The sequence below is a fragment of the Alphaproteobacteria bacterium genome, assembly GCA_024244705.1.
GTDB lineage: Bacteria > Pseudomonadota > Alphaproteobacteria > JAAEOK01 > JAAEOK01 > JAAEOK01.
Genome location: JAAEOK010000103.1, coordinates 1 through 14,023, shown reverse-complemented (window position 1 = coordinate 14,023; position 14,023 = coordinate 1). Strand labels below are relative to the sequence as shown.

The window sequence follows — 14,023 nt, the reverse complement described above, 5'->3', positions numbered from 1 at the left end:
TTTTTTTTAATTAGTTAATGGAAAACCAAATTCCAATAAAAGTGCTTTACCTTCTTCTTTTGTTGTTGCACTTGTTACAATTGTAATATTGAAACCTCTAATTTTATCAATATTTTCATGAGCAATTTCAGGAAAGATTGATTGTTCACTAAGACCTAAATTATAATTTCCAGTTTGATCAAAACCTTTTGTACTAAGTCCACGAAAATCCCGAAGTTGAGGTAAGGTTAAATGAATAAATTTTTCTAGAAAACAATACATTTTTTTTTTACGTAATGTTACAGTAAGTCCAATATTCATTTTTTCACGAATTTTAAAATTTGCAATAGATTTTTTTGCTTGTGTTATAATTGGCTGTTGTCCAGTAATTGCACGAATTTCTTTAATGGATTGGTCTATTACACCTTTTGTTTGTGCATCACTACCAAGACCTTGATTAATTTTGATTTTAATTAATTTTGGAACTTGATGAATATTTTTATATAAAAATTTTTTGTATAAGTTTGGTATTATTGTTTTTTTATAAACAGTTTGAAGATTTTCTATTTCATTCATAGACTATTTTTAAAATTATATTAATACAACATTTGAAATATGAATTGGAGCTTCTATTTTAATTATTTGTCCCGATTTTTCATTTAAATGTTTTGATTTTTTATGTTTTATTTTCATATTTAATCCTTTTATTATAACTTTTTGTTTTTTTATTATGATTAAAGAGATTAAACCAATTTGACCTTTTTCTTTACCACTAATAATTCTAACTTTATCACCTATTTTTAAACGGATTTTTTTTCTTTTCCTTTTTTCGATAATCATATTAATTATTAAAAAAAAATATTATAGATCTATATATTTTTATTATAATTATAAAACCTCAGAAGCTAATGATATAATTTTTGTAAAATCTTTTTCACGAATTTCACGTGCGATTGGTCCAAAAATTCGTGTTCCCCTAGGAGCTTTTACCATATTTATAATAACAGCAGCATTATCATCAAATCGAATTGTACTACCATCTATACGCCGAATTGCTTTTTTTGTTCTAACAATAACAGCTCTAATAATATCTGATCGTTTTACTTCCATATTTGGACTTGCTTTTTTTACTACTCCTATAATAATGTCACCAATTTTAGCAAATTTTCTTCGACCTCCAAGTACACGAATACACATGATTTGTTGTGCACCAGAATTATCAGCTACTGTTAAAAAAGTTTGTGGTTGAATCATTTTTCCTTTATTAAATTCGTAATTAATGATTTTTTAAAATACACTTAACTATCCAACGTTTTTTTTTACTAATTGGACGGCTTTGTTGTAAAACTACTTGATCACCAATATTACAAGTGTTTAATTCATCATGTGCCATATAACGCTTTGTTCGAATAACTGTTTTACCATAAACTTTATGAAGATAACGATATTCTATAGAAACTACAACAGTTTTATCCATTTTATTACTTAAAATAATTCCAATTTTTTCGATTTTTTTCATATTTAAAAATATAAAGTTCTCATTTTTTAACTTTATTTAATCATTTAAAATTTTTTCGTTGTTGTTTTATCAAAAAAATTTGTTTAATTTTATGACGAATATGTTTAAAAAAATGGGGTAAAAATACCTGATTTGTTGCTTTTTTAAATCTTAATTCAAATAGATTTTTTTTTAATTTAAATATTTCTTGTTCTAACTCTTCATCTGTTAATTTTTGTAAATCATTGAAATTTGAAAAACTCATTTTTATGATTTTTAATAATTTTACTTAGAAATAAATTTAGTTTTAATAGGTAATTTAAAAGAAGCAATTCGCATTGCTTCTTTTGCTATATTATAGTTAACTCCAGCTAATTCAAATAAAATAGTATTTGGTCTTACACTAGAAACCCAATAACTTACAGACCCTTTTCCAGAGCCCATTCTTGTTTCTGCTGACCGTGCCGTAATTGGTTTATCTGGAAAGATCATAATCCATAATTTTCCATCACGTTTCGTGTATCGTGTTATAGTACGACGTGCGGCTTCAATTTGACGTGATGTAATCCAAGTAGGTTCTAAAGCTTGTAAGGCATAATTTCCAAAATTAATTTTATTTCCTCGATTTGCTTTACCTTTTAGTCGACCTCGATGTTGTTTTCGATATTTTGTCCGTTTAGGGCTTAGCATAGTAATAATTTTTTTTTATTTAATTAACAATATTAACATTATTAATTTTTAGGAATTATAGAATTTAAAATTTCACCTTTAAAAAGCCAAATTTTTATTCCTAAAGTACCATAAGTTATTTGTGCTGTTTTATAAGAAAAATCAATATTAGCTCTAATTGTTTGTAATGGTACACGTCCATTTCTTAACCATTCAGTTCGAGCAATATCAGCACCATTTAAACGACCACTTATTTGTACTTTTATACCTTTAATCTCATCATCATGAATGGCAAGATCTATAACTTTTTTCATAGTACGTCGAAAAGGTACTCGTTGTTCTAATTCTTCCACTATAATTTCTGCCAATAAATCTGCATATTTAGTTGGTGTTTTTATATGATCAATTTGGATTTTTATTTTTTTATTTACAGTTTTAGCTGATAATTTGCGATCCAAATCTTTTAAAATTAAAGCATTTTTCCCTATTATTATTCCTGGACGAGCTGTTTTTATTTTTATAATTGTAGAAACATTATGTGTTTTTATTCTATAAATATAGATAGCAACAATTCCCTTAAATTTAAATCCAATTTCATCTAAAAAATTGATTAATGTTTTTCTTAAAGTATAATCTTCTTGGACATAATTTATATAATTTTTCATATTAATATGCCAAATAGATTTATCTTCCGCTGTTATTCCAAGTCGAAATCCTATAGGATGTGTTTTATACCCCATAATTTTTGATTTTGTTTTTATTTATTTGATTTATTTATCAAAATCTTTACTTTGACTCTAATATAATCGTTATCTGACAAGTGGGCTTACAAATAGAAAAAGCTTTGCCACGAGCACGTGCTCGAAAACGACGTCTTATTTGAGTCTTATTAACAAAAGCTGTTTTAATAAATAAAGTCTCCTTTTTTAATTCTAAATTATGCTCTGCATTTGCAGCCGCTGAATTTAATACTGTCCAAATTGGACCACAAGCGCGATAAGGCATAAATTTTAGTATCATTAAAGCTTCTCGGTATACGCGGCCATTAATTTGTTTTAATACTCGACGAACTTTTAATGGTGACATATTAATTTTTTTTCCAACTGCTTTTGCTTGTACTAAAATAGATTTGTCCATGTCAATTTTTTAATTTTGAAATAAAATTATCGTTTAAATTTTCGATCGCTTTTAGCATGTCCTCGAAAATTTCTTGTTAAAGCAAATTCACCTAATTTATATCCTATAATATTTTCAGTAATAAAAACGGGAATATGTTGTTTACCATTATAAACTGCAATTGTGTGTCCAATCATCATTGGTATTATTGTAGAAGCTCGTGACCAAGTTTTAATTATTTTTTTTTCTCCATTTGAATTCATCTTTTTAAGTTTTTTCAACAATTGATAGGCAACAAATGGACCTTTAGAAAGTGATCGTGACATAAAAAATATTATTAAAATTTTACTTATTTTTATTTAAAATTTTTATTTTCGTCTACAAAGAATAAAAATATCACTATATTTAATCTTTCGTCTAGTTTTAACTCCTAATGTACCTTTACCCCAGGGTGTTACAGGTTTTTTTCGACCAATTGGAGCTCGACCTTCACCACCACCATGTGGATGATCACACGGATTCATTGCTGAACCACGAACAACAGGTCTATATCCTAACCATCTTCGGCGTCCAGCTTTACCTAAAATAAGATTAACATTCTCTTGATTACTTACAACACCAATTGTAGCATAACATTCATTACGTATTAGTCGTATTTCTTTTGAAGGTAATTTTACTGTTACATAATTACCTTCTTTTGCTATTAGACGTGCACAAGTACCAGCTGCACGAGCAATTTGACCGCCTTTTTTTGGAAATAATTCAATATTATGAATAAATGATCCTAATGGTATGTTTTTTAGTTGTAAAGAATTCCCAATTTTTAAAGGTGCATTGGGTCCTGAATTTATTTCTGATCCTATACTTATATTTTCTGGCTTTATTATATATCGTTTATCTCCATCAGAATATTGAACTAGAGCTATACGAGCATTACGATTTGGATCATATTCTATTGAAGAAATAATTCCTGAAATTTTATATTTATTTTTTTTAAAATCAATTATTCGATATAATCGTTTATGTCCCCCTCCACGATGTCGTATTGTAATTTTTCCATTATGATTACGACCTTTTCTACGATAATTATATTTTAATAAATTTTTTGTAGGTTTTTTTTTTGTTATATCGTCAAATGAAGATAAAATTGTATTACGCGTTCCAGGAGTTGAACATTTACATACACGAATGGGCATTTTTTTCTTTGCTTTTAATTAAATTAATAAATATCACAAGAAAGAGTTTTTTTATACAAATAAATTAATTTTATTTTTTTGTGATAATTTTACTACTACTTTTTTATAACCCCCCATTTTATTTGTAATAAATCGCGGATGTTTTTGTTTTAAATTACATGTATTAATTTTTATTACAGTGACTCCAAATAAAAATTCTATAATTTTTTTAATTTGAGGTTTTTTTATTTTTCTATCTACAATAAATGTATATTGATTAGATTCTAACAAATGAACAGTTTTTTTAGTAATATATGGATATTTTATCTGATCAATTAATGAGTAAATATGTTGATTTATCATTTTTTTTTTAATAAAAAAGAATATATTTAAATTTTATAATTTCGTTTTATTTCTTTTAATCCATTTAAATCGAATAAAATTAAATGGCTTGTTAATATTTTATTAAGATTTAAATGTTTAGCTTCCATTAAACTTATAAATTTTAAATTTTTAGTACTGTATTTTAACAAAGGATCTATTTTTGATAAAATAATTAATGTTCTAGGTTGTAATTCAATTTTAAGATTTTTGAGATTTTTTAAAAAATCTTTTGTTTTATAAGAATATAATGTAAAATTATTAATTAATTTAATTTGTTTAGACTTTATTTTTAAAATAGACTGTATTCCTAATCGTCGTTCTTTTTTATTAATTTTATTTTTATAAGTTTTAGGTTTAGGACCAAAAATAACTCCACCACCTTTCCATAAAGGAGATCTAATAGATCCTGTACGAGCACGACCCGTTCCTTTTTGTTTCCAAGGTTTTTTTCCTCCACCACGAACTTCTGCACGTGTTTTCGAATTAGCGCTTCTTTGATGATTCTTTATTTGTTGATTTTGAAAACAACGATAAATTAAATAATTTATTTTTGGATTATAAATCTGAAAATTTTTGTCATTAAGAGAATGTGATAAAAAATTTGTTTTTTCTTTTACTATAGTTGATACAATCCTTTTATTAATTATCATTTTTTATCTTTTATCCTTTATTATAATTTACAGTATTAAAGAATTTTTTATTTTCTAACTTTTTTTTTCGATTCAATAATATTAACTAAATTTCCTTGTTTTCCAGGTAATGATCCTTTTAAAATTAATAAATTATTTTTTTCATTAATTGCCATTATTTCTAGGTTTTTTTTTGTAACTTGTTTGAAACCGTGTCGACCCGACATTTTTTTACCTGGAAAAACCCTTCCTGGTGTAGTTCAAGCTCCAATAGAACCTGGTGCACGATGATCTTTTGAACCATGACTCATAGGACCTCTTTTAAAATTATGTCTTTTTTGATTTCCAGTAAAACCTTTTCCAATACTTTTAGCTGTGATATCAACAAAATCTCCAGTCGAAAATATATTAACGGTAAAACATTGATTTATAAAAAATTTATTTATATTACTCACATGAAATTCCTTTAAAAATTTTACTGTAGGTAAATTATTTTTTTTTAAATGACCTAATTGGGGCTGTGTTAATTTATTATCTTTACATAAAAAGAAACCTATTTGAATAGATTCACGATTATATTTAGATTTTTTTTTTATTTGTGTAACAATGCAAGGTCCTGCTTTAATTATAGTGACAGGAATAGCAAAACCTTTATTATTAAAAATTTGAGTCATTCCTATTTTTTTTCCTATTATTCCAATAGATACCATTTTTTATTTTAATTTTATTAAATTTTTTATAATGATTATAATTGAGCTCACCTAGTTTAAGCGTAAACTAATTTGTTATTATTTGTCTACTGGCTGATTGGTTTTTTTTATTATAAGTTTTAGTTACAATAATAAAAAAAACCGACTAATTAAATTTTTATTAAGTATTATATTTTATTTATAAAATAAATTTAATAAAAAATAATAATAAATTATGGTTGAAAAAGAGAAAATTGTCGGAATTGATTTAGGAACTACTAATTCAGTTGTTGCTGTAGTTGAAAGTGGAAAACCAACAGTTATTCCAAATAGTGAAGGATTACGAACAACACCTTCTGTAGTTGCTTATACAAAAAAAGGAGAATTGTTAGTTGGACAAATTGCTAAGCGTCAAGCGGTTATTAATGCTGGAAATACATTTTTTTCTATAAAACGATTCATCGGATCAAAAATTTCGGAATTAAAAAAAGATCGTGATCAGATGCCTTATAAAATTAAAGAAGATTCAAAAGGGAATATAAAAATAATTAGTCCAGCTTTAAATAAAGAATATAGTCCTGAAGAAATTTCTGCTCAAGTTTTAAGAAAATTAATAAATGACGCTAGTAAATTTTTAGGACAAACTGTTAAAAAAGCTATAATAACTGTTCCTGCTTACTTTAATGATTCACAAAGACAAGCTACTAAAGATGCCGGAAAAATAGCTGGAATTGATGTAGAAAGAATAATTAATGAACCTACAGCTGCATCTCTTGCTTATGGATTAGATAGAAAAAATAATGAAACTATTTTAGTATTCGATTTAGGTGGAGGTACTTTTGATGTTTCTATTTTAGAAGTTGGAGAAGGAGTTTTTGAGGTTTTATCTACTTCTGGAGATACTCATTTAGGTGGGGATGACTTTGATCAAAAAATTGTTCAATTTTTATTAGATGATTTAAAAAAAAATGAAAATGTTGATTTAAGAAAAGATCCTCAAGCTCTTCAACGTATTAGTGAAGCAGCTGAAAAAGCAAAAATGGAATTATCAAATTTAACTGAAACAAATATTCACTTACCTTTTATTACAGCAACACATGAAGGACCAAAACATATTGAAAAATCACTTACACGTACTCAATTTGAGAAAATGTGTGAAAATCTAATTCAAAAATGTCATACTCCTCTAAAAAATGCTATTAATGATGCTCGCTTAGAAACAAAACAAATTGATGAAGTTGTTTTAGTTGGTGGATCAACACGTATACCAGCTATTAAAGAATTAATACAAAACTTAACTGGTAAAATACCTAATCAAACTGTAAATCCAGATGAGGTTGTGGCTATTGGAGCTGCTATACAAGGAGGAGTATTAGCTGGAGACGTAAAAGATGTAGTTTTATTAGATGTTACTCCTTTATCACTTGGTGTAGAAACATTAGGTGGTGTTATGACAACAATTATAAAACGAAATTCAACAATTCCAACTCAAAAATCTGAAATTTTTTCAACAGCAATAGATAATCAAGATAATGTTGAAATTCATGTTTTACAGGGTGAACGACAACTTTCACAAGATAATAAAAGTTTAGGAAATTTTCGATTAGAAGGTATTCCATTAGCTCCTAGAGGTACACCTAAAATTGAAGTAACTTTTGAGATTAGTGTAGATGGAATTTTAAAAGTAAGTGCAAGAGATCAAGGAACTGATGTAACACGAAAAATTACAATACAAAATTCTTCAACATTAGAAAAGAATGAAGTAGAAGAAATGTTAAAAAATGCTGAAAAAATGGCACAAGTAGACAAGGAAAAACGAGAGCAAATAGATTTAAAAAATAATGCAGAATCAATTTGCTATAAAGGTGAAAAAGAAATAGAAAACAAAAAAAATTTAGATAAAAAAGAAAATATAACAAACTTAATAAAAGAAATCCGCTTATTAATAACAAAAGAAAATTTTGAGGAATTAAAAGAAAAAGTAAACAATTTAACTAAACTTTTAGAAGAGATTAATAATATTGAATTAGAAAATAAAGAAAATAATGTTATTGATATAGATAAAATAAACTAAAAAGTATGCTTTAATATTATAAAAATTTTAAAAAATACGAGAATAGAATTCAACAATTAATAATTCATTAATTTTAAAACTTAAATTTTCTTTTTTAATATAATCAAGTATTTCCATTTGCGAATTTTTTTTGTAGTATTTAAGATGTGAAGGTAAAGTAGAAAAACTACTATCTTCCATATTATTTTTAATCAATTTTTTTGTTGATAATTTTTTACGAATAGTAATGATATCACCTGGTTTACATTGGAAACTTGGTATATTTACACATATATCATTAACATAAATGTGACCATGATTTATTATTTGGCGTGAAGCAGGTATTGTTGGCCCCAAACCAAATCTAAAAGCAATACAATCTAAACGCATTTCTAATAATCGCATTAAATAAAATCCGGTAGAACCTTTCTTTTTACGAGCTTTTCTAATATAATTTACCAATTGTTTTTCTGTTAAACCATAATTATAACGTAATTTTTGTTTCTCCATTAATCGAATATTATAATCAGATATTTTTTGTTTTTTTTTCTTAGAACCATGCTGTCCAGGTGGATAAGAATTAAACTCTAAAAAAATTTTTCTCGTAAAACCTGGTAAATCACCAAGTCGACGTATAATTCGTACACGAGGTCCTCTGTATTTTGACATAAAATGTACAATAAAAAATAAAATTTTATTTATAGGTTAAATTTTAATTTAACTTGTATTTTTTCGTTAAAACTCCTATTTTATTTTTAAAAGAGCTTGTAGCTCAGTGGATTAGAGCACGTGGCTACGAACTACGGTGTCGGGGGTTCGAATCCCTCCTAGCTCATAATAAATTTTTCAAAATAGATTTTGAAAAGTAAATAAAAATTAGACGGAATACATAGTATTGAATGGGGTGTAGCCAAGTGGTAAGGCATCGGACTTTGACTCCGTTATTCGAAGGTTCGAATCCTTCCGCCCCAGTTTTTTAATTAATAAAATTTTGATTTATAAAAATAAAATACTAAAAAAAATTTAGGAATAGATGAGAATTTATTTAATTAACTAAAATTTAATTAAAAAAATATTTTATATAATACTGACGATATATAAATTTATAAGTTAAAATTTTTAAACTACTCGATATTGCAACTTAATAAAAAAAATTAAATTTTTTTACGGATGGTTAGCTCAGTGGAAGAGCGTCTGTCTTACAAACAGAGGGTCACTAGTTCGAATCTAGTACTATCTAATGATAAAAACAATTATTATTTTAGTTTGCATATTATAAAAAATATTTTATAATATATTTTAAAATAAAGGGTCTATCGTCTAAAGGAAAAGGACCAAAGCCTTCTAAGCTTTTAATGTAGGTTCGAATCCTACTAGATCTATTATATTCTATCTATATTACTATATCTATATTCTATAATGATTTTTTGCCGGGATAGCTCAGTAGGTAGAGCAGTGGATTGAAGATCCTCGTGTCACCAGTTCAAATCTGGTTTCTGGCAATATATAAAAAATAAATAATATAAATATATATTTATGTTATGACTGTATAAATAAATTATAATAATTTTTTTTATAAATTATTTTTTAAAAATCTTTTATAACCAGTGAAGCTACTAAACTTCCACCTAAATAGAGACAAAATAAAGCACTAGTTAATAAAAGTTGAGTAATTGGATCAGTAGATGGAGTTAAAATAGCTGCTATTATAGTTATACCAATTAAAATATATTTCCAAAAATGAAACATAGATTTTCCAGAAATAAATTTTCTAAGAGCAAAAAAAACTTGTAATATTGGGAATTGAAAAGCAATCCCTGTAGTATAAAAAAGGGGTATTATAAAATTATAATATTTATCAAAAGACCAAAAAGGTTCAATAATATTCTTATTATAAATAATAAAAAATTGTAAAACAGCCGGTATTAAAATATAAAAAGAAAAAAGTAAACTTAAACTAAATAAAATTAATGCACTAAACATTAAGTATAAAATTAAATTTTTTCTTTTTTTTTCTACATCGGGAATTAAAAAAAGTAAACTTTGAATAGAAAATAAGGGTAAGCAAAAAATTAAACTAGTGTAAATAGCAATTTTTAATGTTATGGAAAAATATTCACTAGGAGCTAATTGAACAAATTTAATATCATAAGCTGGTATTTGGAGTATTTGTGTTATCGGTTTTACATAAATAAAAGCTAAAAAACTTATCAATAAAAAAATAGTTAAAGTTAAATAGAGTCTTTGTCTTATTTCTTTATAGTGTTCACTATAGTATATTTTAGTTAAATTTTTATTATTTATATAATTTTTTTTTAAAAAATTAAAATTAAATAAAATATTCATATTATTTATGAATAAAAAATAAATTTAAAAAAGGTTAAGTTAAATAATAATCATAAAATTTATTTTTTTAAAATTTTATGTATATAAATTTTTATGGATTCTCTTAAATTTAAAAATATTAGGTTTTTTTTATTAAATTTAATTTTTTTATAAATTTTGACTTTGTAAAATATTATATGCCGCTATTCGTGATACTTCAAGTTTCATAAGATTTATTGCTTTTAGTCGCTCTATTTTATTAGAATTTTTATTTTCAAGAATTTTAATAGCTTTTTTTTTAGTTTTTTCATATAAAATTTTAACTTTTTCTAAATCTTTATAATTTTTTTCAATTTTTTCAACTTCACTCACAGTCATATAAATACTATTTTTTTTTACCATTGCACTTCCACCAAAAACTAAAAAAGGAATCCACAATTTATCTTTTCTAATTTGAAGTAAACCAGCCTCAACTGTTGTTATTAAATTGGTATGACCAGGTAATATTCCTATTGTACCAGTTGTTGTCGGTAATATGGCTTCTAAGATTGTACTTTTCCATATTGTTCCTTGAGAAACTGTTGTTAATTCAAAATAAAGTTTAGTATTAGTTTGCATTTAAATAAAAAAAATTAAAATTAGTCGTCTAAATTTAGTGCTTTATTCATTACCTCAGAAATATCACCTACAAGATAAAATGCATACTCTGGTATATTATCTACTTTACCTTCTAAAATCATTTTAAAACCTTTTATATTTTCTTTTAAAGAAACATATTTCCCAGGAGAACCTGTAAAAATTTCAGCTGCAAAAAATGGTTGTGATAAAAATTTTTCAATTTTACGTGCTCGTATAACAATTAATCGATCTTCATTAGATAATTCATCAATTCCTAAAATAGCTATAATATCTTGTAATTCTTTATAGCGTTGTAAAATTTCTTTAACAGATTGCGCAATTTTATAATGTTCTGTTCCAACAATTTCTTCTTGAAGCATAGTTGAAGTAGACTCCAGTGGTTCTACCGCTGGATAAATTCCTTTTGCGGCTATACTTCTTGATAATACAGTTGTAGCATCTAAATGAGCAAATGTTATAGCAGGTGCTGGATCTGTTAAATCATCTGCTGGAACATAAACTGCTTGTATAGAAGTAATTGAACCGCGAGTTGTAGACGTAATACGTTCTTGTAAAGCACCCATTTCTGTTGCTAATGTTGGTTGATATCCTACTGCTGAAGGCATTCGACCTAGTAGAGCAGAAACTTCTGAACCTGCTTGTACAAATCTAAAAATATTATCAATAAATAATAAAACATCTTGTTTATTAACATCTCGAAAATATTCAGCCATTGTTAATGCAGAAAGACCTACTCGCATTCTTGCACCAGGAGGCTCATTCATTTGGCCATAAACTAATGTAACTTTAGAGTCTTTTAAATTATCTTCTTTAATAACACCTGATTCTTTCATTTCCATATATAAATCATTACCTTCTCGTGTTCTTTCACCAACACCCCCAAAAACAGAAACACCACCATGAGCTTTGGCAATATTATTAATTAATTCCATTATTAAAACAGTTTTACCTACTCCTGCACCACCAAAAAGCCCAATTTTTCCACCTCGACAATAAGGAGCCAATAAATCAATAACTTTTATACCAGTTTCAAATATAGCAGGTTTAGTATTTAATTCAGTAAATAAAGGAGCTGGCCTATGAATTGGAAGATAAGAACTATTTTTAATATTACCTTTATTATCTACTGGTTCACCTAAAACATTAAAAATACGCCCAAGTGTTTCCTCACCCACAGGAACACAAATAGGTTTTCCAGTATCCATTACTTTTGTACCTCGCTTTAAACCATCAGTAGCACTCATTGAAACAGCCCGTACTTTATTGTCTCCTAATAATTGTTGAACTTCACAAATTATTTTAATATCTGTTGTTTTAATTACTAAAGCATTATAAATTTTTGGTAATTGACCAGAAGGAAAAGTAATATCAATTATTGGTCCAATAATTTGATTAATATAACCAATTGTAGGTTTTTCACGATTTTTTATAGACATATTTATTTATTTTAAAAATAAATAAAAAAAACTTCATTTTATTCTTATTTAATAGAGTTTAAAAAAAGTTATATTATATAAAAATTCGAATATATAAAAATTAAAACATTATATATTTTAAAATTTTTTTATTTATTTTGTATTGCGATTTTTTTAATAATTTTTATTAGAAGATGGTAATAAATTAAGGTCTCGAGCACGTTTAATTGATTTGGAAAGTTTTCGTTGTTTTTTCGCAGTAAGTCGAGTTTCATAACGAGGTTTTATTTTTCCTTGCTTAGTTAAAAAAGACTTAAAAAAATTAATATTTTTATAATCAAAATTTTGTATTAATTTAAGTTGAGATTTTTTATATTTTTTATTAGACATTATTTTATTTCTTTATGAAGAGTGTGATAATTACAATATGTACAAAATTTTTTCAATTCTAAACGATTGGGTGTATTTTGACGATTTTTTGTCGTAGTATAACGTGATAATCCATTTGAGCGCTTATTTTCTTTTTTACGACAATTTAAACACTCTATTGTTAAAATTATACGAGATCCTTTTTTTTTTGTCATAAATAGAATTTAGTTTCAAAATAAAAAAATATATATATTACAAAAATTATTAAATCTATTAAAAAAAGTAAGTAAATTTAATAATATTCCGAAAATTTGAAAAAATATCATTTTAAAAATATGATATTAAAAAAAAATTAAAGTTTGATAATATTCTATCTTAATATTCTTAGATTTACTAGTCAAATATTTTTTTATTCTATAAAAATATAATCTTATAATTCGAATATTTTATTTCAAAAAAGTTAAAAAAAGATAAATGAAATATTAGATATATATATTTGCTTTTTTAACTTTATATTTTTGTAATACAATTCGAGTAATAAAATTTTACGGTAAATAATCAAAGTTTAGTTATCTATATACACATTAATTATATAATAATAGGGGTTGACATGTTTTATAAAAAAGTAGATATTAACAAACAAGGTATGAAAAAAAAAACTGAATTTATTGGATAAATAAAAAAAAAATTCGGGAGATTTTTGAGAGTTTGATCCTGGCTCAGGATGAACGCTGGCGGTATGCTTAACACATGCAAGTCGTACGTAAGTTTAAAACTTAAGTGGCGGACGGGTGAGTAACACGTAAGAATTTACCTTTAGGAGAATAAAAACAATTGGAAACGATTGCTAATAATTCATATGCTCAATTTTTACAAATTGAGTGAAAAGAGAAATCGCCTGAAGAAAAGCTTGCGCCTGATTAGCTAGTTGGTAAGGTAAAAGCTTACCAAGGCGATGATCAGTAACTGGTTTGAGAGAATGATCAGTCACACTGGAACTGAGATACGGTCCAGACTCCTACGGGAGGCAGCAGTGGGGAATTTTCCGCAATGGGCGCAAGCCTGACGGAGCAATACCGCGTG

At 25.8% G+C, this 14,023-nt stretch carries 19 protein-coding genes, 5 tRNA genes, 1 rRNA gene and 1 pseudogene; 7 read left to right on the top strand and 19 right to left on the bottom strand.

From position 1 onward, the window contains the following. Window positions 1–6: 6 nt before the first annotated feature. The 13 genes and pseudogenes from rplE to rplC all read right to left on the bottom strand — a co-directional run bounded on the left by rplE (window position 7) and on the right by rplC (window position 6,124). Window positions 7–555 (bottom strand): 50S ribosomal protein L5, encoded by a 549-nt coding sequence (rplE, locus tag GY791_19190; protein MCP4330546.1) that lies wholly within the window; start codon window positions 553–555, stop codon window positions 7–9. 15 nt (window positions 556–570) lie between these two features. Then, on the bottom strand, window positions 571–819 hold the full coding sequence (gene rplX / locus GY791_19185; GenBank protein MCP4330545.1) for a 50S ribosomal protein L24: 249 nt from the start codon (window positions 817–819) through the stop codon (window positions 571–573). Window positions 820–867: 48 nt separating this feature from the next. Further along, window positions 868–1,233, bottom strand: a complete 366-nt coding sequence (gene rplN, locus GY791_19180; protein ID MCP4330544.1) for a 50S ribosomal protein L14 — start codon at window positions 1,231–1,233, stop codon at window positions 868–870. A 22-nt stretch (window positions 1,234–1,255) separates the two neighbouring features. After that, window positions 1,256–1,498 (bottom strand): 30S ribosomal protein S17, encoded by a 243-nt coding sequence (gene rpsQ, locus GY791_19175; protein ID MCP4330543.1) that lies wholly within the window; start codon window positions 1,496–1,498, stop codon window positions 1,256–1,258. 40 nt (window positions 1,499–1,538) lie between these two features. Next, window positions 1,539–1,742, bottom strand: coding sequence for a 50S ribosomal protein L29 (gene rpmC / locus GY791_19170; protein ID MCP4330542.1), 204 nt, complete (start codon window positions 1,740–1,742; stop codon window positions 1,539–1,541). A gap of 20 nt (window positions 1,743–1,762) precedes the next feature. Beyond that, window positions 1,763–2,167, bottom strand: coding sequence for a 50S ribosomal protein L16 (gene rplP, locus GY791_19165; GenBank protein MCP4330541.1), 405 nt, complete (start codon window positions 2,165–2,167; stop codon window positions 1,763–1,765). 41 nt (window positions 2,168–2,208) lie between these two features. Continuing rightward, on the bottom strand, window positions 2,209–2,886 hold the full coding sequence (gene rpsC / locus GY791_19160) for a 30S ribosomal protein S3 (protein ID MCP4330540.1): 678 nt from the start codon (window positions 2,884–2,886) through the stop codon (window positions 2,209–2,211). A gap of 46 nt (window positions 2,887–2,932) precedes the next feature. Further along, window positions 2,933–3,283 carry a 50S ribosomal protein L22 gene (gene rplV / locus GY791_19155; GenBank protein ID MCP4330539.1) on the bottom strand — a complete coding sequence of 117 codons (351 nt, stop codon included), beginning with the start codon at window positions 3,281–3,283 and terminating at the stop codon, window positions 2,933–2,935. A 26-nt stretch (window positions 3,284–3,309) separates the two neighbouring features. Continuing rightward, complete coding sequence (gene rpsS / locus GY791_19150; protein MCP4330538.1) at window positions 3,310–3,588, bottom strand: 30S ribosomal protein S19; 279 nt, start codon at window positions 3,586–3,588, stop codon at window positions 3,310–3,312. Between the two features lie 42 nt (window positions 3,589–3,630). Next, complete coding sequence (gene rplB / locus GY791_19145; GenBank protein MCP4330537.1) at window positions 3,631–4,458, bottom strand: 50S ribosomal protein L2; 828 nt, start codon at window positions 4,456–4,458, stop codon at window positions 3,631–3,633. A 51-nt stretch (window positions 4,459–4,509) separates the two neighbouring features. After that, window positions 4,510–4,800: a 50S ribosomal protein L23 gene (gene rplW / locus GY791_19140; GenBank protein MCP4330536.1), complete on the bottom strand. Its 291-nt coding sequence runs from the start codon at window positions 4,798–4,800 to the stop codon at window positions 4,510–4,512. A 26-nt stretch (window positions 4,801–4,826) separates the two neighbouring features. Next, entirely contained in the window at window positions 4,827–5,471 is a 645-nt protein-coding gene (gene rplD / locus GY791_19135) for a 50S ribosomal protein L4 (protein ID MCP4330535.1), read from the bottom strand. Window positions 5,472–5,518: 47 nt separating this feature from the next. Beyond that, a pseudogene (rplC, locus tag GY791_19130) lies at window positions 5,519–6,124 on the bottom strand (50S ribosomal protein L3). 250 nt (window positions 6,125–6,374) lie between these two features. Between rplC and dnaK the strand changes: the two are divergent. Next, window positions 6,375–8,213 carry a molecular chaperone DnaK gene (dnaK, locus tag GY791_19125; GenBank protein ID MCP4330534.1) on the top strand — a complete coding sequence of 613 codons (1,839 nt, stop codon included), beginning with the start codon at window positions 6,375–6,377 and terminating at the stop codon, window positions 8,211–8,213. A gap of 27 nt (window positions 8,214–8,240) precedes the next feature. Here dnaK and rpsD read toward each other — a convergent pair whose 3' ends face one another. Then, complete coding sequence (gene rpsD, locus GY791_19120) at window positions 8,241–8,861, bottom strand: 30S ribosomal protein S4 (GenBank protein ID MCP4330533.1); 621 nt, start codon at window positions 8,859–8,861, stop codon at window positions 8,241–8,243. A 92-nt stretch (window positions 8,862–8,953) separates the two neighbouring features. Here rpsD and GY791_19115 point away from each other — a divergent pair. From GY791_19115 to GY791_19095, 5 genes are all read left to right on the top strand, one after another. Next, a tRNA-Arg gene (locus GY791_19115) sits at window positions 8,954–9,027 on the top strand. Window positions 9,028–9,092: 65 nt separating this feature from the next. Further along, a tRNA-Gln gene (locus GY791_19110) sits at window positions 9,093–9,164 on the top strand. Window positions 9,165–9,360: 196 nt separating this feature from the next. Beyond that, a tRNA-Val gene (locus tag GY791_19105) sits at window positions 9,361–9,432 on the top strand. A 69-nt stretch (window positions 9,433–9,501) separates the two neighbouring features. Next, window positions 9,502–9,574 (top strand) — tRNA-Arg (locus GY791_19100). A 47-nt stretch (window positions 9,575–9,621) separates the two neighbouring features. Beyond that, window positions 9,622–9,694: transfer RNA gene (locus tag GY791_19095), tRNA-Phe, on the top strand. 85 nt (window positions 9,695–9,779) lie between these two features. Here the strand turns inward: GY791_19095 and tatC are convergent. From tatC to rpmG, 5 genes are all read right to left on the bottom strand, one after another. Continuing rightward, window positions 9,780–10,538 carry a twin-arginine translocase subunit TatC gene (tatC, locus tag GY791_19090; GenBank protein MCP4330532.1) on the bottom strand — a complete coding sequence of 253 codons (759 nt, stop codon included), beginning with the start codon at window positions 10,536–10,538 and terminating at the stop codon, window positions 9,780–9,782. Between the two features lie 147 nt (window positions 10,539–10,685). After that, entirely contained in the window at window positions 10,686–11,135 is a 450-nt protein-coding gene (locus tag GY791_19085; protein ID MCP4330531.1) for a hypothetical protein, read from the bottom strand. 20 nt (window positions 11,136–11,155) lie between these two features. After that, entirely contained in the window at window positions 11,156–12,592 is a 1,437-nt protein-coding gene (gene atpD / locus GY791_19080) for a F0F1 ATP synthase subunit beta (GenBank protein ID MCP4330530.1), read from the bottom strand. A 153-nt stretch (window positions 12,593–12,745) separates the two neighbouring features. After that, entirely contained in the window at window positions 12,746–12,961 is a 216-nt protein-coding gene (rpsR, locus tag GY791_19075; protein MCP4330529.1) for a 30S ribosomal protein S18, read from the bottom strand. Next, entirely contained in the window at window positions 12,961–13,155 is a 195-nt protein-coding gene (rpmG, locus tag GY791_19070; GenBank protein ID MCP4330528.1) for a 50S ribosomal protein L33, read from the bottom strand. Before rpmG ends, rpsR begins: the two co-directional genes overlap by 1 nt. Window positions 13,156–13,642: 487 nt before the next feature. Between rpmG and GY791_19065 the strand changes: the two genes are divergently transcribed. Beyond that, a 16S ribosomal RNA gene (locus tag GY791_19065) occupies window positions 13,643–14,023 on the top strand; the annotation flags it as partial.